The 24,060-nt window shown below is 73.2% G+C and carries 20 protein-coding genes; 7 read left to right on the forward strand and 13 right to left on the reverse strand.

Annotation, left to right across the window (positions count from 1 at the left end):
• Nucleotides 1-82 precede the first annotated feature (82 nt).
• From B0I32_RS14560 to B0I32_RS14575, 4 genes are read right to left on the reverse strand one after another with little or no spacing between them, the layout of a single operon-like run.
• Nucleotides 83-1,360 carry an ABC transporter substrate-binding protein gene (locus B0I32_RS14560; protein ID WP_106238973.1) on the reverse strand — a complete coding sequence of 426 codons (1,278 nt, stop codon included), beginning with the start codon at nt 1,358-1,360 and terminating at the stop codon, nt 83-85.
• A 7-nt stretch (nt 1,361-1,367) separates the two neighbouring features.
• Complete coding sequence (locus tag B0I32_RS14565; RefSeq protein WP_106238975.1) at nt 1,368-2,246, reverse strand: carbohydrate ABC transporter permease; 879 nt, start codon at nt 2,244-2,246, stop codon at nt 1,368-1,370.
• On the reverse strand, nt 2,243-3,082 hold the full coding sequence (locus B0I32_RS14570; protein ID WP_106238977.1) for a carbohydrate ABC transporter permease: 840 nt from the start codon (nt 3,080-3,082) through the stop codon (nt 2,243-2,245). Before B0I32_RS14570 ends, B0I32_RS14565 begins: the two co-directional genes overlap by 4 nt.
• Nucleotides 3,079-3,873, reverse strand: coding sequence for an IclR family transcriptional regulator (locus B0I32_RS14575; protein ID WP_106238978.1), 795 nt, complete (start codon nt 3,871-3,873; stop codon nt 3,079-3,081). Before B0I32_RS14575 ends, B0I32_RS14570 begins: the two co-directional genes overlap by 4 nt.
• Before the next feature lie 47 nt (nt 3,874-3,920).
• Between B0I32_RS14575 and B0I32_RS14580 the strand changes: the two genes are divergently transcribed.
• From B0I32_RS14580 to B0I32_RS14590, 3 genes are all read left to right on the forward strand, one after another.
• Nucleotides 3,921-5,057, forward strand: a complete 1,137-nt coding sequence (locus tag B0I32_RS14580) for a mandelate racemase/muconate lactonizing enzyme family protein (protein WP_106238980.1) — start codon at nt 3,921-3,923, stop codon at nt 5,055-5,057.
• Complete coding sequence (locus B0I32_RS14585) at nt 5,058-5,927, forward strand: dihydrodipicolinate synthase family protein (RefSeq protein WP_106238981.1); 870 nt, start codon at nt 5,058-5,060, stop codon at nt 5,925-5,927.
• A gap of 64 nt (nt 5,928-5,991) precedes the next feature.
• Nucleotides 5,992-6,708: an SDR family NAD(P)-dependent oxidoreductase gene (locus tag B0I32_RS14590; protein ID WP_106238983.1), complete on the forward strand. Its 717-nt coding sequence runs from the start codon at nt 5,992-5,994 to the stop codon at nt 6,706-6,708.
• Nucleotides 6,709-6,724: 16 nt separating this feature from the next.
• Here B0I32_RS14590 and B0I32_RS14595 read toward each other — a convergent pair whose 3' ends face one another.
• Together B0I32_RS14595 and B0I32_RS14600 are read right to left on the reverse strand one after the other, a co-directional pair.
• Nucleotides 6,725-7,738, reverse strand: coding sequence for an NADPH:quinone reductase (locus tag B0I32_RS14595; RefSeq protein ID WP_106238984.1), 1,014 nt, complete (start codon nt 7,736-7,738; stop codon nt 6,725-6,727).
• Between the two features lie 13 nt (nt 7,739-7,751).
• On the reverse strand, nt 7,752-8,453 hold the full coding sequence (locus tag B0I32_RS14600; RefSeq protein ID WP_106238986.1) for an NADPH-dependent F420 reductase: 702 nt from the start codon (nt 8,451-8,453) through the stop codon (nt 7,752-7,754).
• Nucleotides 8,454-8,544: 91 nt separating this feature from the next.
• On the opposite strand from B0I32_RS14600, the gene B0I32_RS14605 reads away from it, so the two are divergent.
• Both B0I32_RS14605 and B0I32_RS14610 read left to right on the forward strand, forming a co-directional pair.
• Nucleotides 8,545-9,099 (forward strand): TetR/AcrR family transcriptional regulator, encoded by a 555-nt coding sequence (locus tag B0I32_RS14605; RefSeq protein WP_106238987.1) that lies wholly within the window; start codon nt 8,545-8,547, stop codon nt 9,097-9,099.
• Nucleotides 9,100-9,217: 118 nt separating this feature from the next.
• Entirely contained in the window at nt 9,218-13,102 is a 3,885-nt protein-coding gene (locus tag B0I32_RS14610) for an nSTAND1 domain-containing NTPase (protein WP_106238989.1), read from the forward strand.
• A 44-nt stretch (nt 13,103-13,146) separates the two neighbouring features.
• Here the strand turns inward: B0I32_RS14610 and B0I32_RS14615 are convergent, their stop codons facing one another.
• A complete protein-coding gene (locus tag B0I32_RS14615; RefSeq protein ID WP_106238990.1) occupies nt 13,147-14,397 on the reverse strand; it encodes a serine hydrolase domain-containing protein in 1,251 nt (416 codons plus the stop codon).
• A gap of 108 nt (nt 14,398-14,505) precedes the next feature.
• Between B0I32_RS14615 and B0I32_RS14620 the strand changes: the two genes are divergently transcribed.
• Together B0I32_RS14620 and B0I32_RS14625 are read left to right on the forward strand one after the other, a co-directional pair.
• Nucleotides 14,506-15,159: a TetR/AcrR family transcriptional regulator gene (locus tag B0I32_RS14620; protein ID WP_106238992.1), complete on the forward strand. Its 654-nt coding sequence runs from the start codon at nt 14,506-14,508 to the stop codon at nt 15,157-15,159.
• A 20-nt stretch (nt 15,160-15,179) separates the two neighbouring features.
• Nucleotides 15,180-16,124, forward strand: a complete 945-nt coding sequence (locus tag B0I32_RS14625; RefSeq protein WP_106238993.1) for an MBL fold metallo-hydrolase — start codon at nt 15,180-15,182, stop codon at nt 16,122-16,124.
• On the opposite strand, the gene B0I32_RS14630 is transcribed toward B0I32_RS14625, so the two are convergent.
• The 6 genes from B0I32_RS14630 to B0I32_RS14655 all read right to left on the reverse strand — a co-directional run bounded on the left by B0I32_RS14630 (nt 16,121) and on the right by B0I32_RS14655 (nt 24,002).
• Entirely contained in the window at nt 16,121-16,627 is a 507-nt protein-coding gene (locus tag B0I32_RS14630; protein WP_106238995.1) for a monooxygenase family protein, read from the reverse strand. The two genes, B0I32_RS14625 and B0I32_RS14630, sit on opposite strands and share 4 nt — an antisense overlap.
• Nucleotides 16,628-16,640: 13 nt before the next feature.
• Nucleotides 16,641-17,927, reverse strand: a complete 1,287-nt coding sequence (locus B0I32_RS14635; protein WP_106238997.1) for an MFS transporter — start codon at nt 17,925-17,927, stop codon at nt 16,641-16,643.
• Nucleotides 17,928-17,950: 23 nt separating this feature from the next.
• Nucleotides 17,951-18,766: an alpha/beta fold hydrolase gene (locus B0I32_RS14640; protein WP_106239000.1), complete on the reverse strand. Its 816-nt coding sequence runs from the start codon at nt 18,764-18,766 to the stop codon at nt 17,951-17,953.
• 234 nt (nt 18,767-19,000) lie between these two features.
• Nucleotides 19,001-22,261, reverse strand: coding sequence for an ATP-binding protein (locus tag B0I32_RS14645; protein ID WP_219911790.1), 3,261 nt, complete (start codon nt 22,259-22,261; stop codon nt 19,001-19,003).
• Nucleotides 22,258-23,160 (reverse strand): bile acid:sodium symporter family protein, encoded by a 903-nt coding sequence (locus tag B0I32_RS14650; protein WP_106239003.1) that lies wholly within the window; start codon nt 23,158-23,160, stop codon nt 22,258-22,260. The genes B0I32_RS14645 and B0I32_RS14650 overlap by 4 nt, the downstream gene beginning before the upstream one ends.
• 119 nt (nt 23,161-23,279) lie before the next feature.
• The gene (locus B0I32_RS14655; protein WP_106239005.1) at nt 23,280-24,002 is read right to left on the reverse strand and encodes a TetR/AcrR family transcriptional regulator; all 723 of its coding nucleotides are present in this window, start codon (nt 24,000-24,002) and stop codon (nt 23,280-23,282) included.
• Nucleotides 24,003-24,060 lie beyond the last annotated feature (58 nt).

Below are 24,060 nucleotides of genomic sequence, written 5' to 3' on the forward strand. Positions count from 1 at the left end.
CAGAGGGTGTCAGGGGCCGCCCGGTGCACGCGGGACCGCGGAAATGCCGTTCCACGGAACACGCCCGCTGCCGGGCGGTCTTCTACTTCTGCAGGCCCTTGGCGGTCTCGGTGGCCTTCGCCAGTGCCTCCTTCGCCGAGGAGTCGCCGACGAGCACGGCCTGCACCTGTTCGGCGATGGCCGTCTCGATCTGGGCATATCCGGCGTAGCGCCAGAAGGGGTTGGCGGTCGCGGTCTTGGTGATCTTCTCGGTCCACTCGGTGGTGAAGGCGTCGCCGGAGACCTTGGGGTCGGCCAGACCGGCGGTGGTCGTCGGCGGCAGCTTCACCTGCTCGAAGAAGCGGGCGACGGTGGCGGTGTCGGAGGTGGCGTACGCGGCGAAGTCCGCGGCGGCGTCGGCGCCCTCGCCCTCGACCACCGCGATCACGTGCCCCCACAGCAGGGCCTGCGGCGAGTCGCCGGCCTTCAGCACGGGCCGCGACAGCGGGGCCATCTTGTCCGCCAGCGACTTGTCCGGCGCCTGGCTCGCCACCACGCCGCGCGCGATGATCGCGTCGTCGTAGAAGGCGGCCTTGCCCTGGGCGAACAGGGCGCGAGCGTCGAAGCGGTCCACGTCCGGCGCGATCAGCTTGGCGTCGTAGAGCTTCTTGTACCACTCCACGGCCGCCACCGACGGCTCGTCCCCGACCGTGATCGTGTCGCCGTCCAGCAGGGGGCTGCCGAACGTCCGCATCCACGGCAGGATGTCCTTGAGCTGGGCCGCCTTGGTGGCGGCGGCGTACGGGATGACGCCGTCGAGCGCGGCCACCTTGCGCAGAGCCGCCTCGAACTCCGCCACGGTGGCGGGCACGCCGTCCACCCCGGCCTTCTCCAGCAGCGCGGTGTTGGCGATGAGGCCGATCGAGCCGGTCGTCCAGGGCAGCCCGAGCTGCTTGCCGCCGCTCTGGCCGCTGGACAGCGCCACCTCCGTGTAGCCGCCCTTGGCGGCGGGCGCGGCGAGGTCGCGCAGCTTGCCCATCGCGGCGAGGGCGCCCAGCCAGGCCACGTCGAGCTGGATTGCCCCCGTGAGCTGCCCGCCGCGCAGTTTCAGCGTCACCTGGTTGAGGTACTCGTTGTACGGGAACGACGCCGTAGTGATCTTGACGCCCTCGTTGCCGGCGTAACCGTCCACGATGGCCTGCACCGCGGCCTTCTGCGCCTCCTCGTTCAGCGACCAGGAGGTGAAGCCGAAGGCTTTGGCGGCGGTGTCGCCCTGGGGGGCACCGCCTGAGGCGTCGGGGGCGCAGGCCGCCAGCGCGGTCACCCCGAGGGTCGACAGGCCGAGCAGCCGCAGGGCGTCCCGGCGGTTGAGTGTGTTCATGGGTCTCCTATCCCTTGACCGCGCCGGCCGTGAGCCCGCCCACCAGGTATCGCTGCAGGAACATGAACGCGGCGATGACAGGAAGCGAGACGACGAACGACGCGGCCATGAGGTCTGGCCAGGCGGTTTGGAACTCCCCGAGGTAGGTGTGCACCAGCCCCGGCGGCAGCGTCTGCCGCGCGGGGTCGGCGAGGGTGAGGGCGAAGATGAAGTCGTTCCAGGCGCGGACGAACGCGAACAGGCCCGCGGCGATCAGCCCCGGCGCGGCGAGCGGCAGCGCGATCGTGTGCAGCGTCCGCCAGCGGGACGCGCCGTCGATCGCGGCCGCCTCCATCAGCGTGGACGGCACCGTGTCGAAGATGCCCTTCAGCATCCACACGCACAGCGGCAGCGTGAACGTGGTGAACGACAGGATCAGCGCGGTGTAGCTGCCGAGCAGGCCGGTGGCGCTGAACACGGCGTACAGGGTGACCAGGAGCAGCGCTTGCGGGAAGAGCTGCGAGGCGAGCACGAGGTGCATGAGCGACCTGCGCCCGCGATAACGGAACTTGGCGAAGGCGTAGGCCATGTACGCCGACACGATCACGCTGAGGACTGCCGTGATCACCGACACGATCACGCTGTTGACCAGGTAGCCGAACAGCTGCTGGTTCTCCGCCAGCTTGGCGAAGTGGTCGAAGGTGATCTCCGTCGGGATCAGCGACGGCGGGAAGCTGAAGGCGCGCTCGTCGGGGGTGAGCGCGGTGACCACCAGCCAGTAGACCGGGGCCAGGCCGAACAGGCCGATGACGGCGACGGCGATCCAGGCCGCCACGCGGGAGCGGTTGACCGGCTTTCTCCGCCTGGCGCTGGTCGTCGGCACGGACGCGCTCAGTGTCACCGTCATGACGCCTCCTTGCGCAGGTAGAACACCATGAGCACGAGCAGCAGCACCATCCACAGCCCGCCCAGGGCGGTGGCGTGGCCCAGGTCGAACCCCTTGAACGCCGTGTCGTAGACGGCCACCGCGAACGTCTTGGTGGCGCCGGCCGGGCCGCCGCCGGTGAGCACGTAGATGGTGTCGAAGTGCTGGAAGTTCCAGATGAACTCCAGCAGGAAGACGATCCCGGCGATGCCCTTCATGTGCGGCACCGTGACCGACCTGAACCGGCGGATCGTGCCCGCGCCGTCCACGGAGGCGGCCTCGTGCAGCTCCTTCGGCATCGTCTGCAGGCCCGCGAGCAGCATGACCATCATCCAGGGGAAGCTGGACCACGTCTTGGTGACGATCACCGCGGCCATCGCCGTGCCGGGCTGCCCGAGCCAGCTGATCTCCGTCCCGAGCAGCCCGTTCAGCACGCCGTAGTTCGCGTTGAAGATCCACAGCCACAGGAAGGACACGACCACGGCCGGGATCACCCAGGGGAACAGGAACACGCCCCGCAGCCAGCCGGGCAGCCCGGAGTTGAGCGCCAGCGCCAGGACGTACCCGAGCACGAACGGGATCACGCTCGCGCCGATGGTGAAGACCAGGGTGTTGCGCAGCACCGGCCAGAAGTCGCCGCCGAGCAGGTCGGCGAAGTTCGCCAGACCGACGAACGTGCGGCCGGGACGGACCAGGCTCTGCTCGAAGAAGCCGGTGACCAGCGCGGACACCAGGGGGTAGGCGATGATCGCGAGGAACAGCGCCACCCCCGGCGCCATCAGCAACCAGGCGAACTGCCCGTTGGTCAGCTTCCTCATGTCCGGCTGCCCAGCAGGTGGGCGGGCCCGACGTAGCCCAGGCCGATGCTGACGGAGTCGGCGGTCTCGATGACCGTCCTGGCCAGCTCGGCCTCGCGGGCCGGCAGGTCGATCGCCGACAGCGGCCCGGAGATGGAGATCGCCGCCACAATCGCGCCGGACCGGTCGCGGATCGGGGCGGCCACGCAGGCGCGGCCGAAGGCCAGCTCCTCGATCTCGGTCGCGTAGCCGCGGCCGAGCACGGTGGCCAGCTCCTCGTCCAGGCGGTCGTGGCCGGTGATGGTGCTCGGGGTGAACGGCGGCATCGCGGGCAGCAGCGCCCGGCGCTCCTCGGCGGACAGACCGAGCAGCAGGCACTTGCCGATGCCGGTGGCGTACAGCGGCTTGCGCTGGCCGGTCAGCACGAAGGAGCGCGGGGCCAGCCTGCCCTCGAAGTTGGCCAGGTAGAACATCGAGTCGTCCTGCCTGATCGCCACGTTCACGCCCAGGCCGAGGGCCGCGGCGAGGTCCTGCGCGATCTGACGAGCCTCGCGGTGCACCGGGTGCTGGTTGAGCGCCACCCCGCCGAGCGTGATCGGCGCGGTGCCGAGCCGGTAGAGGCCGCTCACCTCGTCGCGCTCGACGAACTCCAGCGTCTCCAGCGTGGCGAGCAGCCGGGACGCGGTGGACGTGCCCAGCCCGGTGGCCTTCGCGACGTCCGAAACGCGCAGCTCGGGGCGACCGGTCAGGAACGCCCGGAGCACGGAGATCGCCCTTTCTACACTCTGGTTGTTGCCCTGATCGGAAGCCATTCTGTCTCCATTGCAATCGCCGTGCACTATGTGGGATCGTGGCGCACATGTCGCAAATCCGTCAAGTGCGCTGCTTCCCGGTGAAAATCCGGCACGAGGCCGCCTACTTGGGCACCCCGCCACAGGAGGAGGGCTACTTCCTGCGCCCGCCGTGGCGCAGTCTCTACTCCGCCCGGTTCGAGACGCTCCTCGTCTCGATCACCTGTGCCGACGGCACCACGGGCTGGGGCGAGGCGCTGGCCCCGGTCGCTCCCGAGGTGCCGGCGGCCATCGTCGAGAGGCTGCTCGCCCCCGCGCTGATCGGCCAGGACCCGACCCGGGTCCGGCCGCTGTGGGAGCGGCTGACCGGCCTGATGCGCGAGCGCGGCCACCTGACCGGCCACCAGGCCGACGCCCTCGCGGCCGTCGACATCGCCCTGTGGGACCTGGCCGGCAAGCTCACCGGGCTGAGCGTCGCGTCCCTGCTCGGCGGCGCGTTCACGGACGACGTGCCCGTGTACGTGAGCGGCCTGCCCCGCCCGACCGACGCCGAACGGGCCGCGCTGGCCGAGGAGTGGGCCGCCAAGGGCGCGACCTCGGTCAAGCTGCACCTCGGCCACGGCGTCGAGGAGGACCTGGCCACCGTGGACGCGGTCGCCGCCTCCGGGCTCAAGGTCGCGGTCGACGCCCACTGGGTCTACGACGTGCCCTCCGCCGTACGGCTGGCGCGCGGTCTGGCCGAGCGCGGGGCCCTGTTCCTGGAGGCGCCGCTCGCGCCCGAGGACGTCGAGGGGCATCGGGAGCTGGTGCGGCGGGCCGAGCTGCCGATCGCCGTGGGCGAGATGCTGCGCAACCGGTACGAGTTCGCGCACTGGCTGTCGCGACGCGCGCTGGGCCTGGCGCAGCCGGACGTCGGGCGTACCGGGATCACCGAGCTGATGTCCATCGCCGAGCTGGCCGCGGCGCACCACGTGCCGGTGGCGCCGCACCACTCGACCGGGCTGGGCGTCGCCCTCGCGGCGGGACTGCACGTCAGCGCGGCCCTGGGGAACCTCGCCTGCTTCGAGTACCAGCCCACCACCTGCGAGGTGGCCGGCGCGATCCTCACCGCGCCGCTGCCCGGCGGCGCCGGCGGCTTCCCCCTCCCCGCCGGTCCCGGGCTGGGCGTGGAGGTCGACATCACCACCCTGAAAGAGGAGTCGTAAGTGCCCATTTCCGGACTTATCCCGATCCTGGCCACGCCGTTCACCGCGGCCGGCGAGCTGGACGTGCCGAGCCTGCGCCGGCTGACCGAGTGGCAGTTCGCCGCCGGCGCCGAGGGCGTCGCGGTGTTCGGCATGGCCAGCGAGGGTTTCGCGCTCACCACGGCCGAGCGCGCCCGGATCCTGACCGAGGTGCGCCAGGTGGCCGGATCCCGCCCGGTGGTCGCCGGGGTCGGCTCGACCAGCACGGCGACCGCGGTGGAGCAGGCCCTGGCCGCGGCGGAAGGGGGCGCGGACGCCCTGATGGTGCTGCCGCCGTACCTGGTCAAGCCGTCCGGCGCGCAGCTCGTCGACTTCTACGGCGTCGTGGCCGAGCGGGCGGGGATCGACGTGATGGTCCAGGATGCGCCCGGCGCCACCGGGGTGTCCATGCCCGAGTCGCTGATCGTGGAGCTGAGCAAGCTGGACGGCGTCACCTCGGTCAAGATCGAGGCCCCGCCGACCGCGCCCAAGGTCGGCGCGGTCGCCGCCAAGGTGGGCGGCGACTTCGCGGTGTTCGGCGGCCAGAACGCGCTGTTCTGCCTGGAGGAGTACGCGCGGGGGGCCGTCGGCACGATGCCCGCCTGCGAGTTCACCGACCTGCTCGCGCCGATCCTGAAGGAGCCCCGTCAGGACGCCTTCGCCAGGCTGCTCCCCCTGATCCGCTTCGGCATGCAGCCCGGCCTGGCCTGGGCGGTGCACAAGGAGGTGCTCGTCCGCCGCGGCCTGATCGAGTCGTCGACCGTCCGTTCCCCCGCCAAGCCCCTCGACCCCGGCACCCTGACCGCCCTGGACGAGGTCCTCACCGCCCTGCCCGAGCTGGGAGCCGCATGACCGCCGTACTCAGCCCGAGGCGGAATGGCATGACCGCCCTGGTCACCCCGCGATCGGAGCGGGCATGACCGCCCTCCTCGCCGGCGGCAACTCGCCGATCGGGCTCGCCATCGCCGAGGCCCTGGCCCGCGACGGCCACCAGGTCATCGGCACCGGGCTGGAGCCTTGCGACGCCCCCGTCTACACCCGCTTCGAGGTGGCCGACCTGTCCGCGCCGGAGCAGGCCGACCGGGTGGTCCGCGCCGCCGTGGACGCCTTCGGCGGGCTCGACGTCCTGGTGCTGGCCACGGCCGTGATGCCGGTCGCCCCGATCACCAGGACCACCGACGACCAGTGGCGGACCGCCATCGGAGCGACCCTGGACGCCGCCTTCCACCTGTGCCGCGCGGCCCTGCCGCACCTGACGCGGGCGGTCGTGGCGGTCGGCTCGGTCAACTCCTTCCTGTCCGCCCCCGGCCTGCCCGCGTACGCGGCGGCCAAGGGCGGCCTGGACGCGCTGATGCGGCAGATCGCCCTGGAGTACGGACCGGCCGGAATCAGGGCGAACATCGTCGCCCCCGGCCTGATCGGCGGCGAGGACCTGGAACACGCCGCCGACGGCTACCCCATCGGCCGCACCGGCACCCCGCAGGACGTGGCCGAAGCGGTCGCCTTCCTCGCCTCACCCGCCGCCGCGTTCATCACCGGCGCCACCCTCCCGGTGGACGGCGGCCTCTCGATCGCCTCCCCCGCCGCCTACCTCCGCCCCGACCTCCGCGCCCGCTTCACCCCGACGCCGTAGCCGGCCGGGGCCGGCGTCACACCGTGGGGTCGACGACCACCTTGCCCACGGCGTGGTCCTGGACGGCGGTGTGCGCGGCGGCGGTTTCGGCCAAGGGGAAGCGGATGATCGGGAGTCCGTGCTCCGTGCCCACCCCCATCGCGCCGTCGCGCACCGCCTCCGTGACGTCGTCGGCCGCGGCCGCCATCCGGTCGAGGTCGGCGAAGAGGACGAAGAACTGGAACCGGGTGTTGAGCCTGAGGTTCCGCAGGATGTCCAGCTCCACCTTGGGACTGTCGTCGGCGTACACCGCGATCGTGCCGTTGCTCTTGAGCACGGCCAGGTCGAGGTCGATGTTCCTGGCCACGGCGACCTCGACGACGACGTCCACGCCGTCCTCGGCCACCGCGCGGATCTCCGCCGCCGGATCGCCCTCGCGGTAGTCGACCACGTGGTGCGCGCCGGCCGCGGTGGCCAGCGCCGCCTTCTCCGGGCCGCTGACCGTGGTGATCACGGTGGCGCCGGCCCAGCGGGCGAGCTGGATCGCGGCGTGACCGACCGCGCCCGCGCCGCCGGTCACCAGCACGGTGGTGCCGTCCAGCGCCTTGGGGGCCAGGCGGCGCGGGCCGTTCTCGGCGACGGTGAGCGCCCGGTGCGCGGTGAGCGCGGGCACCCCGAGGGATGCGCCCACCTCGAACGACGCGTTCTCCGGCAACGCTCGCACCAGGGACGCGGGCAGGACGGTGAACTCCTGGGCGGTGCCGCTCATGTGACCACCGGCCGCCAGCGTCACCCACACCCGGTCGCCGGGCGCGAACGACTCGACACCAGGACCGACCGCGTCGATCACGCCGCCGCCGTCGTGGTGCGGGATCACCTCGGGGTACGGCATCGGCCAGGCGGGGGTGGAGCGGGCCCGCCAGTCGGTCGGGTTGACGCCGGAGACGTGGACGCGGACGCGCACCTCGCCCGGCCCGGGTTCCGGCACGTCACGCTCGACGAGTTCCAGGACGGAGGGAGCACCGATCTCGCGGTACAGGACGGCTCTCATGTCTCCTCCCCTTTCAGGCGCTCTGCCGCCGGGCCGCCGCCAGCGCCGCGCGGAGTTCGTCGGCGGTCACCGTCCCGCCGGGGTCCTCCGCGGTCATCTCCCGCTGATCCTTGAAGTACAGCCCGACGTACGCCGGAGTGTCCCGCTGGAAGCGCCAGCTGCCGGCCAGCGGTCCGGTGTCGAGGGTGTCGTAGCCGAGCAGGTCGATCAGCCGGGTGGCGGCGGCCTTCGCGTCCGGCGCGTCACCGGCGATCGGCAGCACCGAACGGTCGGGCGCGCCGGACGGGCGGGCCAGCGAGGCCAGGTGGTTCACCCAGATGTTGTTGAACGCCTTGACGACCTCGCTGCCGGTCAGGTGCCGCTGGAGCAGCTCGCTGGTGGTGACCTGCTCGGCGTCCAGCTCCGCGATCGAGCCGTCGCGTTCAGGATAGTAGTTGGTCGCGTCGAGCACGACCTTGCCGGCCAGGGGCGCCACCGGGATCTGGCGCTGATGCTTCAGCGGCACCGCGACCACGACCCAGTCCGCCGCGGCCGCCGCTTCTGAAGGGGTGGCCGCGCGGGCCCGTGGTCCCAGGTCCGCGACCAGGTCGGCGAGCGTTTCCGGGCTTCGGGAGTTGCTGAGGACGACGTTCAGGCCGGCGTCCACGGCGAGCCTGGCGAGGGCTCCGCCGATGTTCCCGCTGCCGATGAGCCCCAGGGTGAGTTGGTCGGACATGCGAAGACCTCCTAGAATCGGGATGGTCATCCCGCTTGTTCCCGGACTATACGGGATGGCTGTCCCGGTTGTCGACGGAGAGGTGCGAACCATGACGGACGAACGCGCGTTGCGGGCCGACGCGCGGCGTAACCGCGCACGCGTACTGGAAGTGGCGGCCGAGGTGTTCGCCACCGAGGGGCTGTCCGTGCCGGTCCACGAGATCGCCCGCCGCGCCGGGGTCGGGACCGGCACGGTGAGCCGGCACTTCCCCACGAAGGAGGACCTGCTCACCGCGATCATGTCCAGCCGGCTGGTGAAGCTCACCGAGGAAGCCGACGAGATCGCCCGCCGCGAAGCCCCCGGCACCGCCTTCTTCGCCCTCTTCACCGCCCTGGTACGCGAGGGCGCCTCCGACTGCGGGCTGGCCGAACTTGCCGGGACCGACCGTCGCCTGGACGCCCTGGGCGAACGCGCGGGCGCCGACCTGTGCGGCCGGCTGCAGAGCCTGCTCGCCGCCGCCCAGCAGGCGGGCGACGTACGGGCCGACGTCGGCTACCTGGACGTCAGGGCGCTGATGTCGGCCTGCATGAGCAGAAGGGAAGACCCGCTGGAGCCGATCCTCGGCGTCGTCATCGACGGACTGCGCGGCGGCACGAGCGGGTGAAGGGGTCGCCCCTGCCCGAGGAAGGCCGTACAGGGCAGATGTAACCAATGGTGATCGGACGGCGACATACAGGTGACGCCTGACGACGGCGGGTAGCCGCACGACTGCAGGAGGCTGTGTGTCCCAGTCCGCCGACGCCGCTCCGGACCATCCCGATCCGGGCAGGATCGCCACCCGGCGGGAGTTCGGGCGAGAGCTCTCGTCGCTGCGTGAGCGGGCCGGTCTGACCGTGCGGCAGGTGGCGGCCGAGGCCGGCGCGTACGGCGCGCACAGCACCCTCGGCGACTGGTTCGCGGGCCGCGGACTGCCGTCCACGTCGTCGCGTGACCTGCTGGTACGGGTGCTGGAAGTGTGCGGGGTGAGCGATCCGGCGCACGTGGAGGCGTGGCTGGCCGCCTGGCTGCGGGTACGGCGGGCTCCCGGCCGCCGCGTCGCCGGTCCTGAGCCGTACCGGGGGCTGGCCGCCTACCGGCCGGAGGACGCGGGCTGGTTCTTCGGGCGGCGCGCGCTGACCGGCCGGCTGCTCGAACAGGTGGCCGGGATGAGGGCGGCGGGCGGAGGCGTGCGGCTGGTGACGGGGCCCTCCGGGTCGGGCAAGTCCTCCCTGCTGCGCGCCGGCCTGGTCGCGGCCCTGCGCGACGGCGCTCTGCCCGGTTCCGCGCACTGGCCGGTGGCCGTGATCGTCCCGGGGGCGCGGCCGGTCGATGAGCTGGCCGTACGGCTCGCGCCGCCGGCCGGCGTGCGGGCGGACGAGGTCGCCGCGATCGTCCGCGAGGACCCGGAGGCCGCCGCCGGGTACGCCGCCAGGGCAGGGGCGGACGACCGGCCGCTGGTGCTGGTGGTGGACCAGTTCGAAGAGGTGTTCACCGAGTGCGCGGACGAGGCGGAGCGGCGCTGTTTCATCGCCGCCGTACGCGCCGCGGCCACGCCACCCGGCGGCGCGCTCGTGCTGCTGGGGCTGCGGGCCGACTTCTACGCGGCGGCGTTGCGGCATCCTGAGCTGGTCGCGCTCGCCCAGGACGGGCAGCTCGCCGTCGGCCCGATGGAGGAGCACGAACTGCGCGAGGCCATCGTGGAGCCTGCCAGGCGGGCCGGCGTCGAGATCGAGGACGGCCTGGTCGAGCTGCTGCTGCGCCAGGTCGCCCCGTCCACGGGCGGCGGGGCGCACGAGGTCGGCGTGCTCCCCCTGCTGTCGCACGCCCTCTACGCCACGTGGGGCCAGGGTCAGGGCCGGAGCCTGACGGTGGCCGCGTACCGCGTGGTGGGCGGCGTCGAGGGCGCGGTGGCGGCCAGCGCCGACGCGGTCCACGACGGGCTGACCGGCCGCCGCCGCGAGCTGGCCCGCCGCCTCTTCCTGCACCTGGTGCACGTCGCGCCCGACGCCGGCGACACCCGGCGCAGGGCCACCCTGGCGGAGCTCCTCGACGGCTGCGACGCCGAGGAGGCGGCCGAGATGGAGGAGGTGCTCGACCGGTTCGTCGCCCGGCGGCTCATCACCGCGGACGCGGACACCGTCGCGATCAGCCATGAGGCCCTGCTGCGGGCTTGGCCGCTGCTGCGGTCCTGGGTGGACGCCGACCGGGCCGGGCTGGTCGTCGCGCGCAGGCTCACCGCCGACGCTGCGATCTGGGTGCGGCTGCGCCGCGACCCCGACGCGCTCTATCGCGGCGGACGCCTGGTCGCGGCGCAGGAGTGGGCCGCCGGGTACGACGGGCGGCTCCCGGCCGACGCGAGGGAGTTCCTGGAGGCGAGCGTCCGCCAGTCCCGGCGGCGGACCCGCCGGTTGCACCGGGCCGTCGCCGCGCTCGCGACCCTCCTGGTGCTGGCCCTGGTCGCCTCCGTCATGGCGGTACGCGCGCAGCGGGCCGCCGCCGGCGCGGAGCGCACCGCCACGTACCAGCGCGACCAGGCGCTCTCCCGTAAGACCGCGACGGACGCCGGCGCGCTGCGCGCCACCGATCCGAGCCTGGCCGCGCAGCTCGCCCTGGCCGCCTACCGGCTGTCACCCACCGCCGAGGCCAGGGGCGGCCTGCTCAGCGCGGTGGCCGGAATGCCGGCGACCCTGCTGACCGGCCACGAGAACGCCGTCCACGGGGCCGCGTTCCAGCCCGGCGGGCGGCTGCTGGCCACGGTGAGCACCGACGGGACGACGCGGCTGTGGGACGTACGCCGTCCGCATCGCCCGCAGGCGCTGCCGGTGCTCCGCGGTCACCTCGGCGCGGTGCTGGCGGTGAAGTTCGCCCCCGGCGGACACCTCCTGGCCACGGCCGGCGACGATCGCACGGCCCGGCTGTGGGACGTGGCCGACCCGCGCGCGCCGCGCCCGCTGGCCGTGCTGACCGGCCACACCCAGGGCGTCCGGCACGTGTCGTTCAGCCCGAGCGGCCGCATACTCGCGACGGCGGGCCATGACGGCGTCCCCAGGTTGTGGGACGTCGCCGACCCCTCGCACGCGCACCTGGCCGCCGAGCTGCCCGTCGAGCCCGGCACGATGACGACGGCGGTGTTCGCCCCCGGCGCGGATGTCCTGGCCACCGCCGGGCCGGGGAACACCGCGCGGCTGTGGGACGTCGCCGATCCGCGCCGTCCCCGGCGCCTGGCCGACCTCGAAGGCCACACGGCCGCGATCCTGGCCGCGCGGTTCAGCCCGGACGGCCGTACGCTCGCCACCGCCGGCTTCGACAACACGGTCCGGCTCTGGGACGTCGCCCGCCCGCGCGAGCCGAAGCCGATCGTCACCCTCACCGGGCACACCAACGGCGTCGCGGCGCTGGCGTTCAGCCCGGACGGCCGGCGGCTGGCCAGCGGCGGCTACGACACGACCGTACGGCTGTGGGACCTGCTGCGGCCCGCGAGCGTCCCGCTGACGCTGACCGGGCACGCCGACACGGTCCTCGCCGCGGCGTTCCAGCCCGGCGGCGAAACGCTCGCCACCACCTCCAGGGACGGGAAGGTCCGGCTGTGGGACCTTGGGGCGCCGCTGATCGGCGGGCAGGACGGCGCCGTCCGCACGGTCGCCGTCAGCCCCGACGGCCGCACCCTGGTCACCGGGGCCGGCCGGACGGCGCGGCTGTGGAGCCTGGTCCCCGGGCGCCCGCCCGCGCCGCAGGCCGTCCTGACCGGTCACACCGACGACGTCGTCCGGGCGGCGTGGCGGCCGGACGGCAAGGTGCTCGCCACCGCCGGCCTCGACTTCACGGTCCGGCTCTGGCAGGCCGGTGACGGCGGGCGGGCCGGCCCGCTCGCCGTCGTCAAGGCCCACACCGGCCACGTGTACGCGGCCGCCTTCGACCCGTCCGGGCGGACCCTGGTCACCGTGGGCGCCGACCGTACCCTGCGGACGTGGGACGTGACCGATCCGCGCCGCCCGCGGTCACTGGCGACGGTCACCGGGCACGGCGACACGGTCCTGTCGGCGGCCTTCTCCCCCGACGGCCGCACCCTGGCCACCGGCGGCGCCGACCGTACCGTACGGCTGTGGGACGTCACCGACGCCCGCCACCCGGCCGTCACCGCCACGCTGACCGGCCACCGCAACGCCGTCGGCGACGTGGCGTTCAGCCCGGACGGCGGCCGGCTGGCCGCGGCGAGCGCCGACGGCGTGATCCTGCTCCACGACCTCGCCGCCCGGCCCGGCGAGCGGCCACCCGTGCCGCTGACCGGCCACACCGGCGCCGTCGCCGCCGTGGCCTTCCACCCCGGCGGCAGGCTGCTGGCCTCCGCCGGCTTCGACGGCACCGTGCGCCTGTGGGACCTCACGCGCATCGGCCGGCCGGACGCCATGGTCACGCTGACCGGCCACACCGACCGGGTGTACGCCGCCGCGTTCGGCCCGGACGGCCGCACCCTGGCCACCGGCGGGGTGGACGCGACCGTCCGGCTCTGGGAGACCGACGCCGTCCGCGCCGCGCGGCGGGCATGCGTGCTCGCCCATCCCGTGATCAGCCCGGCGGAATGGGCCCGCCACATACCCGGCCTCCCTTACCGTCCGCCCTGCCCGTGACCTGGAGCAGCACCGCCCGGGGACGAGCCCGTGCCGGCGTCCGGTCAGGGGGTGGCCGTGCCGGCGTCCACGCCGATCGGCGGGAGCGGCCGCTCCGACCTGGCCGCCGTTCCCGCGTCAGGGCCGCAGGCCGCCTCCAGCAGGTGGCCGCCGATCGCGAAGTCGATGGCGTGCGCGACAGGGAGACCGTTCTCGTCGAGTTGGCGGTAGTTCCTCAGGTTGGTGCCGAAGGCGAACTGGCGGCCGCCACCGGCGTCCGAGAAGGCGAAGGTCTCCATGCCGGGGATGCTCCCGTCGTGCCCCCAGAACCGGCCGCACGGCAGGTCGAGCGGGTAGATCCCGAGACCGTAGTCGATCACGACGCCCGCGAGCGACCGGATGGGCACGGTCGTCCGCATCTCGGCGAGCAGGGCCGGGCCGAGGAGTTCGCCGCGCAGCAGCGACCGGAAGAAGCGGTTGAGGTCCTCCATCGTGGTGACGGCCGCGCCCGCCGTCCAGGCCCAGGACATGTCGTAGACGCTGTAGTCCCTGGGCGGGTCGAAGTAGCCGAACAGCGCCTCGTACGCCTTGGAGCTGGGCCCCGGGATGTGCGGCGTACGCGGGAACGACGTGTGCCGCAGCCCCGCCTTACGGAAGACGTGCTCGGTGATGTACCGCTCGGCGCTCGTGCCCGTCACCTTCTCCAGCAGCAGGCCGGCGATGACGTAGTTCGTGTTCGAGTACGCACCGGGGGCCGCCCCCGGCTGCCCGGTCGCGGGGGCGCCGAGGCCGGCCCGCGCCAGCTCCTCCGGCCGGAAGGCGCGGAAGCGGTTGGCGTCCAGGCTCTCGACCGTCGGGAAGATCACGCCGGCGTGGTCGGCGATGTGGCTGGTGTGGTTGAGCAGCATGCGTACGGTGATCCGCTGCCCGCGCTCGCCCGGGACCAGCTTCGGCAGGTAGCGGCCGACGGGGGCGTCCAGGTCGATCCTGCCCTGGCCGGCCTGCTGTAACACGGCCACGGCGACGAACGACTTGGTGACGCTCCCGGCCCGGTGCACCATCTCGGGACGCACCGGGCGGCGGGTCTCGACGTCGGCGACGCCCGCCGCGCCCTGCCAGCTCCGCCGGCCGTCCACGACGTTCGCGTAGATGCCGTACATGCCGGCCTCGTGCACGGCGTCCAGCGTCTGCCGCAGCCGCTGCCGGTCGAGGCCGCCGTCCTCGGCGGCGGCCACGGGTCCCGCCGCGAGCAGCGCGGCGGCCAGAGTCGCGGCTCCCAGCCGCGATGCGTGCCTGGTGAATCGACGAAGGGTCATGGCGCCCAGGATGAGCGTTCCGCCCGGCGGAGGTCAGTGCGCTGTGTCACCGGTCCCGTATGACAGAAGTCAACGGCGAGATTAGACTGTACTGTAAAGTAAAGCCGAGTGAGGGAACGTGACCACGTGAAAGACCTGCCGGGCCGCGACCCGCGAAGGTCGAGCTCCGACGAGAAGATCCTCGCGGCGGCGAAGGAGCTCTTCCTGGCCGACCGCTACGACGGCGTCACCCTGGAGCGGGTCGCCGAGCGGGCCGGGGTGTCGCGGCAGACCGTCTACAACCGCTTCGGCGCCAAGGAGACCGTGTTCCGGGAGATGGTCCGCCGTCACTGGGCCGCCTTCGACGGGCCGGACCGCCGGGGCGTCGAGTGGGACGCCGACGCGAGCGCCGAGGACGTCCTGCGGGGGTTCGCCCGGTCGCTCCAGCGTTTCGCCACCGAGACCGACCAGATCCGGTTCGCCCGGCTCGTGGTCGCCGAGTCCGGGCGGCAGCCGTGGATCGCGGAGGAGTTCTACCGGCTGGGCAAGGGGCCGATCGCGGCGGCGTTCGCGGCCTGCCTGGACGACCTGGCCGCGCGTGGCCTCCTCCGGTGCCCGGACCCCCATCTCGCGGCGCGCCAGTTCATGGGGCTGGTGCAGGAGTTCCTGGTGTGGCCGGGGGTCATGGCGTTCGCGGAGGAGGTCGCCGTTCAGCCCGCCGCGGAGGTGGTGATCGAGGAGGCCGTACGTACGTTCCTCGCCCGCTACGGGCCCGCGCACTGAACTCGGAGGAGAAACCGGCAATGTCCGCAGACAGCATCGTTCTCGGCGAGGTCCAGATCACCCGCGTCATCGAGTGGTCCGGCCCCATCCGCACCGCCCGCTTCATCATCCCGGACAGCGACGAGGCGGTCTGGCGGCGCAACCAGGAGTGGCTGGCGCCGGACTTCTGGACCCCGGCCGACGACGCCTACCGCTGCCACATCCAGACCTGGGTGCTGCGCAGCGAGGGCCGGACGATCCTGGTCGACACCGGGGTCGGCGACGACAGGGAGCGGCCGCAGGTCCCGCGGTTCGCGGGGCTGAAGACCGGCTATCTCGACCGCCTGCGCGCCGCCGGGGTCGCGCCCGAGGACGTCGACGTCGTCGTCAACACGCACATCCACTACGACCACGTCGGCTGGAACACCGAGTGGCGCGACGGCGCGTGGGTGCCCACGTTCCCCAACGCCACGTACCTGATCCCCCGGCTCGACCACCTCTACTTCGATCCGGACGGCGACCGTCGCCGCCGGGCGCCGCGCGACGAGCACGAGCGGATCCGCTGGGAGGGGAGCAAGCTGGTGTTCGAGGACAGCATCGCCCCCGTCCACCGGACCGGGCAGGCGGTGCTGTGGGAGGGCACGCACCGCGTCGACGGCAACCTGCTGCTGGAGGCCGCGCCGGGGCACACCCCCGGCTCGTCCGTGCTCACCCTGCGCTCGGGCGCCGACCGCGCCGTCTTCGTCGGGGACCTGCTGCACAGCCCCGTCCAGGTTCTCGAACCCCGCTGGAACAGCTGCTTCTGCGACGACCTCCGGCTCGCCGCCAGGACGCGCCGCGCCCATCTCGCCCGCGCCGCCGAACAGCACGAACTCGTCATCCCGGCCCACTGGCCGGGCCACGGCGCCGCCGAGGTACGAGCGGACGGCGACGGCTTCGCCATCTCCGCGTGGGCCCCTTTCGCGGAGGAGCCTCCGAGCGCCTAGTACCGGTAGAGGTCCCGCTCACTGAGCGCCGGGTCGCCGTCGTCGGAGCGTCTCAGGCGGGCCGCGGAGCCGAACATGGGGCCACGAGCGGGCTGGAGCCCGGCGAACCGCCCGAAACCGAGCGGCCGGGGTACGTCGTCGTAGACGGCCTCCATGCCGCCCCTGACCGAGTACGTCTCATGCCAGAAACCGGTGCCGCCCGAGTCACGCAGGAAGTCCAGCCACCACTGCCGATGCGGCTCGGACCGGGCGAAGGCGAGCAGCGACGGCAGGTCCCGCCAGTACTGGCGCATCCCCATGTTCATCGGGAAGAACGAGTAGTACACAGGCTCGTGCAGCAGCAGCCCGTCCGGCTTTCCCGCGACCGATTCGCTGATCTTGCGGCCGAAGCCGAAGAAGGTCCTGATGCCGTACCAGTGGTTCACGCGCATGCCGAGGTAGAGGACGAGGAGGTCGGGATAGGCGGACAGATCGACGGTCTGCCGGTTCACTCGGGTGGGCATGGGATGCCGCTCCTTACGGTCGCTTCGATGGGGTCGCGGGGAGCGTGGAGCGCCCCGTGGGTGCCGGGCCGGGCCGCCCGCCGGGTTTCGCCCTGGCCACGGTGCCGAGGTAGAGCAGCAGCCCGGCGGTGGTGAGGGCGAAGCCGGCCCAGACGGTGGACAGGGTCCCCCAGCCGGCGTCGAGGGTGAGCGCGCCGCCGATGGCCCCGAGCGAGTTGGCCAGGTTGAGCGCGGCCAGGTTGAGCGCGCCCATCAGGGCCGGGGCGCCCGGCGCGAAGCCGGTCAGCCGGACCTGGATGGTGGGGATCGCGAACATCATGGTCGCGCCGACGCCGAACAGGCAGGGCAGCAGGATCGCCAGGTCGCCGCCGGCCACGCCGATCAGCACCAGGAGCGCCAGCACGCCGCCGTACCCCCAGATCAGGCCGAGGTGCTCGTACCGGTCCGCGACGCGGCCGCCGAGGTGGTTGCCGGCGGCCATGCCGAGCCCGAAGACGGCGAGCGCGATCGGGATGAGCGCGGCGTCCTGCCGCGCCGCGTCGGTGACGAACGGGCCGATGAAGGTGTAGACGGCGAAGATGCTGGAGACGCCCAGCGCCGCGACGGCCGCCATCAGCCAGACGTCGAGCCGGCGCAGGGCGGCCAGCTCGTTCGCGACGGAGCCGCCGCGCAGGTCGCCGGTACGCGGGAGCCAGGCCAGCAGGGCGGCGCCGGCCAGCAGGCCGATGGCGAGCACGGCCCCGTACATGGTGCGCCAGCCGGCGCTCTGGCCGACGAACGTGCCGAGCGGCGAGCCGACGATGGTGGCCACGGTCAGGCCGCCCATCACGGTGGCGAACGCCTTGCCGCCCTTGCCGGGGCCGTACAGGTACGCGGCCACGACGGCGCCGGCGCCGAAGAACGCGCCCTGCACGCTGCCGGTGACGAACCGGAAGACGACGAGCAGCTCGATGGTCGGCGCCAGCGCGGAGAGCCCGTTGCCGAGCAGGAACAGCGCGATCAGGCCGAGCAGCAGGGTGCGCCGGTTGACCCGGGCGGCGAGCAGGGTGATCGCCGGGGAGCCGAGCACGACCCCCAGGGCGTAGGCGGTGATCGCATGGGTCGCGACCGGGATCGACACCCCCAGATCGGCGGCGAACAGCTGGATGATGCCGTTGCTGCCGAACTCGCCGGTGCCGATGGCGAAGGTGCCCAGGGCCAGCGCGAACAGGGCCGGTCCCGGCTTGCGGACGGGCGACCCGGCACGGGTGTGCCGGTCCTCTTCGGCGGTGCACTGGCCCTCGTACGCGTGCTGATGCATCGTCTCCTCCCGGAGGCCGGAGGTCAGCGCGCCGCGCGTCTGATGAGGTCGGCGGTCACGGAGGGCTGCGAGATCATCGCGACGTGGGAGGCGCCGACCTCGTGCACCCGTGACCCGGCCCGCCGCGCCATGAACCGTTGCGCGGCGACCGGGAGCACCTGATCGTTCCTGGCGATGAGGAAATAGGAGGGGATGGTCCTCCACGCCGGCGCCCCGGACGGCTCCCCGAGCGCGCGCGTGTCGGCGGGCCGCTGACCTGCCTGCATCAGGTCGGTGGTCGCCCTCGGTACGTCCTTGGCGAAGACGTCGTGGAACGCCTCCTTCTTGATGTATCCGTCGACCAGGCCGTCACCGTAGGGGCGGAAGTCCAGCGCCGCCTCGTCGAGCCGGCTGCCCGGATACTTCGTCTGCAGCTCCAGCAGCGACTCACCCTCGTCGGGGGCGAAGGCGGCCACGTACACCAGCGCCTTCACCTTCGGGTTGCCGGTCGCGGCGTTCGTGATGACCATCCCGCCGTAGGAGTGCGCGGCGAGAACGATCGGGCCGCTGATGGTGGCCAGGAGGGAGGCCAGGTAGGCGGAGTCGGCGGCCACGCCGCGCAGGGGGTTGGCCGGGACGATCACGGGATGGTGCTCGCGGATGAGCCTGGCGCCGACGTCGTTCCAGCCGGAGGCGTCGGCGAACGCGCCGTGCACGAGCACCACGGTGGGCTTGGGTTCGGGTTTGGGTTCGGGCTTGGCTTCCGGCCGGGGGCGCGCCTGCGCCTCGGACGTTCCCAGCAGGGCACCGGTCGCCACCGCGGCGGATCCGGCCAGCACGGCCCGGCGAGTCCTCGTCATGGTGTGGTCCTTCCAAACGGGTGATGGGCAGCTCTGATCGCAGGTCAGAGTAGGTCCCGGCCACTTGACGAGTACTGGATCCGGCAGGTCAGTCGTCGGGAAGTACGCCTCGGTCGCCGGCCGGTGCGCCGGGTCGGCCTGCGGGCATGCCGGTCTCCTCCGCGGCCGGAGCGATGACCCGCCGCGCACCGGGCCCGCAGGCGGTCAGAGGCCGCGCACCGGGCCCGCGGGCGATCAGAGTCCGGCGAGGAACTTCTCGGCGCGGCGGGCGAACAGGTGAGAACCCCGTTCGTCGGACCGGTCCCGGGCCTGCTCCGCGGCCCTTCGTACGACGTCGGCGGGCTCGCCGCGGGCATGCAGCAGCCGCGCCCGCAGCAGCAGGACGAGTCCTTCCGCGTAGCGCTGGCCGTAGGCCTCAAGGGCCTGCTCCGCCCGGTCGAGTGCGGTGCCCGCCTCCTCCGGCAGCCCGGCCGCCAGCCACATCTCGGCGCTCAGCGCGTGGTGGTACGCGACGCCCCACCGCGGCGGGTCGACCAGCGTCCCGGCCAGGATCCGGTCCGTCTCCGCCGCGATGCCGGCCGGGTCGTCGCCGTCGAGGGCACGCGCCCAGTTCCAGATCAGCCGGATGTAGTGCTCCTGCTGGACGGCGGCGCGGCCGGTGCCCGCGGTCGTCCAGCGGTCGATCGTGCGCAGCACCCAGCTCGCGTCGCCGGCCATCGACGCGATGATCGTGGTGTAGTAGGCCCAGGTCGCGACCGCGTACGAATCCTCGGGGCCGTTCCACTGGTCGATGATGGTCTCCGCCGTCTCGACGTCACCGTGCAGCGCCGTGACGACGGCCTGCCAGCCGGGCCACTCCCCCGAGACGTCACGCCGGATCGGGGACTCGCTGTAGGCGGAGACGACGCCGTCGAGCAGGGCGGGGTCGTTCTCGGTGAAGCAGCGGAACGCCGCGCCGATCTGGCCGACGTCCCATTGGTGCAGGCCCCAGGCTTGCCGGCCGTACACCCGGACGACCGGGTCGCCGGACGCCTCCCCCTGCTCGTACAACCGGCGGACGAGCCGGACGCGGTCCCACTCCAGAAAGGTGTAGGCGCCGAAGAGGCGGGCGAAGAGCAGGCCCGCGGCCTCCACCTCCCTGCCGAGCCGCCGGGCCAGCAGTTCCGCGCGCTCCAGCAGGTCGAACGTGGTGCCGCCGAATCCGGCCTGCCGGCGCGGGGCGATGGCGAGGAGGGAGAGGGCGGAGAGTTCGAGTTCCGGCAGCCCGGCGTTCCGCGCGATCTGGGCGGCCGTCTCCAGGTGCCGATCGGCGGCGGCGAAGGCGAGCTTGGTCGTGGCGCGCCGACCGGCGCGCTTCAGCGCCTCCACGGTACGCACCGGGTCGGCGAGAGGACCGGCGGCACGCAGATGGAAGGCGAGGCGTTCGACGACGGACTCGTCGTCCGCCCGGCTCCCTTCGAGCGCGTCCGCGACCCGCAGGTGCAGCCGGACGGCCCGCGACCGCTCCGTGGTCTCGGTGATCGACTCGCGCACCAGGTCGTGCGCGAAGCGCCACAGGAACGGATCCTCCGGCGCTGTTTCGAGCAGGCCGAGCGCGCGCAGCGGTTCGAGGTGTTCGAGGCAGTCCGCGACGTCGATGGCTGCGGCGCGGGCGAGCAGGCCGAGGTCGACGTCGCGGCCGATGAGCGCCCCGATCGTGAGCAGGTCGCGCGTGTCGTCGTCGAGGCCCGCCAGCCGATCGCGTACGACGTCGCGCACGGTGGACGGCACTCCGGCGCGGGCCGCGGCGTCGCCGTCGCCGAGCGCGCCGCGGTCGCTGAGGAGCCGCGACAGTTCGCGGACGAAGAAGGGGTTGCCGGCGGTGCGCACGTGGATGGTGCGGGCGATGTCTGCGCCGGGTTCGTGGCCGGTCTCGCGGCGGATGAGTTCGGCCACGTCGGTCAGGCGGAGCGGGCCGAGGTGGATCCTGCGGTGGCCGGGCAGCCGGCTCGCGGCGGCCAGCGCCCGCGACAGGTCGGGTCCGGGTGCGGGTGCGCGGTCGCGAAGGGCGCCGATGATCGCGGTGCCGGCGGGCAGCCGGCTCGCCAGGTGGTGGAACAGCTGGAGCGAGGTGGCGTCGATCCATTGCAGATCGTCCAGGACGAGCAGCGTCGGCCGTTCCGCCGAGACCTGGCCGAGGAACGTGACGACCTGCTCGAACAGGCGGAACTGGGCGCGACCGCTGGACAGCGGCGGTGCGGCGTCGTCGTCGCGGGCTTCGAGCAGGCGGCCGAGCTCGCCGGCCAGCCACTTCTCGCGCGCCAGGGCGGGCAGGCTGTCGAGGACGGCGGTGAGCGCCTGCTCCCATGGCCACATCGACGGCGTTCCGTCGCCTTCCAGGCAGGACGCCCAGGCGACGAGCGCGCCGTGCCGGTCCGCGGCGTCGGCGGCGGCCTCTTCCAGCAGGCGCGTCTTGCCCGAGCCCGGTTCGCCTTCGACTACGGCGAGGCCGGTGCGGCCGGTGAGAGCCGCCTCGATGGCCTGCCGCAGCACGCCGAGTTCCTCGGCCCGGCCGACCAGCCCGGCCGCCGGCCGCGCCGGTGCACGACCGCCCGCACTCCCCGCACTGGCCGCACTGCCCGCACTCCCCGCGCTGGCCGCGCTGGCCGCACTGGCCGCGCTGGCCGCACTCCCCGCGCTTTCCGTCATCGGCGACGCTGGGGTCTGTGTCAGCACCCGCAGGTGCGCGGCCCGCAACGCCGGGCCGGGGTCGATGCCGAGTTCCTCGGCGAGGCGGTCACGGACCGCGTGGAAAGCCGACAGCGCCTCCGCCTGCCGTCCAGCGGCGCCGAGCGCGGTGACGAGGGCGGCCTGTACGGGTTCGTGGAACGGCGCCATCGACGCGGCCAGCTGCAGCGGCGGGATCACCCGCTCCGGCCGGCGGGACGACACCGCCAGTTCGGCCGCCGCCGCGCAGGCGGCGTAGAACTCGTCGTCGAGCGCGGCCAGGATCGGCATCGCGGCCGGCCCGAAGGACAGCCCGTCCCCCGCGGGGCCGCGCCAGAGGCCGATCGCCCTGACGTAGTGGTCGAGCGCCACGTCGTGCTCCTGCCGGGCGAGGGCGGTCCCGGCGGTGTCGAGGAGTTCGCGGAACGTGACGAGGTCCAGCGTGCCGGGACCGGCGCTGAACACGTACGCGTTGCCCCGGCGGAGCAGGTACGTGCCGGCCGCCCGGGCGGCGACCCCGGGTTCGAGCACCCGCCGCAGGGCGCCGACGTACTTCTGGATCAGGTTGAGCGCACTGACGGGGGCGTCGTCCGCCCAGATCAGGTCGATCAGCTCCCTCGTGCTGACCGGGTGGCCCACCCGGGCCAGCAGCAGGGCCAGCAACTGCGCCTGCTGCCGTGGGCCGGCGTCCAGCTCGGCGCCGTCCCGCCACAGCCGCAACGGGCCGAGGACCTGCAGCCGTAGCGAACCGGCCCCGGCCGGCACCGCTTCACCACCGGGCCGGGTCACGCCGGCTCCTGGACGGACAGGCCCGGCTGGTCCGCCCGCGACCCGCGCCGGCGGCTGATCAACCAGCCGAACCCGGTCGCCGTGAAGAACATGACGATGCCGTACACCGCGCCGGGGATGGCGATCTCGGCGCTGTTCAACAGCGTCGGGCTCAGCGCGACCGTGATGGCGAGGCCGGTGTTGTGGATGCCGATCTCGAACCCGGCCGCGGTCGCGGCGCGATGCTCGACACCGGCCAGGCGCGGCACGCCGTACCCGATCAGCAGGCTGACGACGTTGAAGACGAGCGCGGCCAGGCCGACCGAGACGAAATAGCCGACGAGGTTCTCCCGCTCGGCGTACAGGACGGCGTAGATGACGCCGACCAGCACCACGACCGACAGCACCCGGACGGGCAGGTTGAGCCGCCGGGCCAGCTCCGGCGCCCGCCCGCGCACGAGCATCCCGAGCGCGACCGGCACGACCACCATCGTGAAGACCTGCATGATCTTGTCGAACTGCAGCCCGAGGGCGGCCCCGTCGGGCAGTAAGAACCCGGCCGAGAGGTTCACCACGATCGGCAGCGCGACCACGGCCAGCACCGAGTTGATCGCGGTGAGCGTGACGTTCAGCGCGACGTTGCCGCCGAACAGGTGGCTGAACAGATTGGCCGTGGGGCCGCCGGGCGACGCCGCCACCAGCAACATCCCGACCGCCAGCGCCGGCGCGAGCCCGAAGGCGAGCACCAGGCCGAAGCAGATCGCGGGCAGCAGCACGATCTGGCACAGCAGCGCCACCACCGCCGCCTTCGGATACTGGCCGACCCGCCGGAAGTCGTCCAGGGTGAGGCTGAGGCCCAGCCCGAACATGACGATACCGATGGCGAACGGCAGACTGGCCAATATCGACGAAGACCCCATGGCGGACATCTTCCGGCATACCGACGGGCCCCCGGTAGAGCCCGCGGCCTGCGGTTGTTCCAGGCGGACCGTTCCGGCACGGTCGTGCCCCTCTTACCGCACGTCGCGGTCGACGGCCCTCAGGACGCCGCGCCCTGCGTGTCGTCGATGCCGAGGGCGGTGGCCAGGTCGCGCAGGCACTCCTCGAAGACGGGCTCCATGTCGGTGTAGGCGAAGTCGAGCTGGTGCAGGACCTCCATGCAGAGCAGGCCGTACAGCCTGATCCAGCAGGCCAGGAAGACGTGCGCGGCCTCGGGCGGCAGCCGTCCGTCGATGGCGGCGGAGTAGGCGGTGAGCTGCTCACGCTGGGAGGCGGGCAGGGCGGCCAGGTCGGGCACCGGGAACGGCCGGTTCCGCCACAGCTCGGCCGTCAGGTCGAGCAGGACCTGCTCGAACCGCAGGGCGGCCTGGTGACGGGCCGAGGCGGCGCCGCGGTTCGGCGGGCTGATGGTGCTGGCGAAGATCCAGCCGAACTCGGCCGGGTGGGCGACGGACCAGGCGCGCATGGCCCGGCAGACGGCCAGCAGCCGCTCGCCGGTCGGTGCGCCGGCGCGGGCGTCGCGGGCCCGCTCCATGACGGCGGCCAGTTCGCGGAAGAAGTCCGCGGTCACCGCGCCGACCAGCTCGTCGTGGCCGGCGTAGTAGTGGTAGAGCGCCGGGCCGCTCATGCCGACCTGCCGGGCGACCGCGTTGATGGTCACCGCGGCCGATCCCTGCTCGACCAGCAGTTTGCGCGCGGCCGCGTGGATCTCCTCCAGGGTCGCCTGGCGCAGCCGTTCCCGCCTGCTGGTCTGTGCGGACATCGGCACCCCTCCGGTCGTTCCTTCGTCGCTTGACATCTTAGGGCACCTATGTTTCCTT

Source organism: Nonomuraea fuscirosea, from assembly GCF_003001935.1.
Lineage (GTDB): Bacteria > Actinomycetota > Actinomycetes > Streptosporangiales > Streptosporangiaceae > Nonomuraea > Nonomuraea fuscirosea.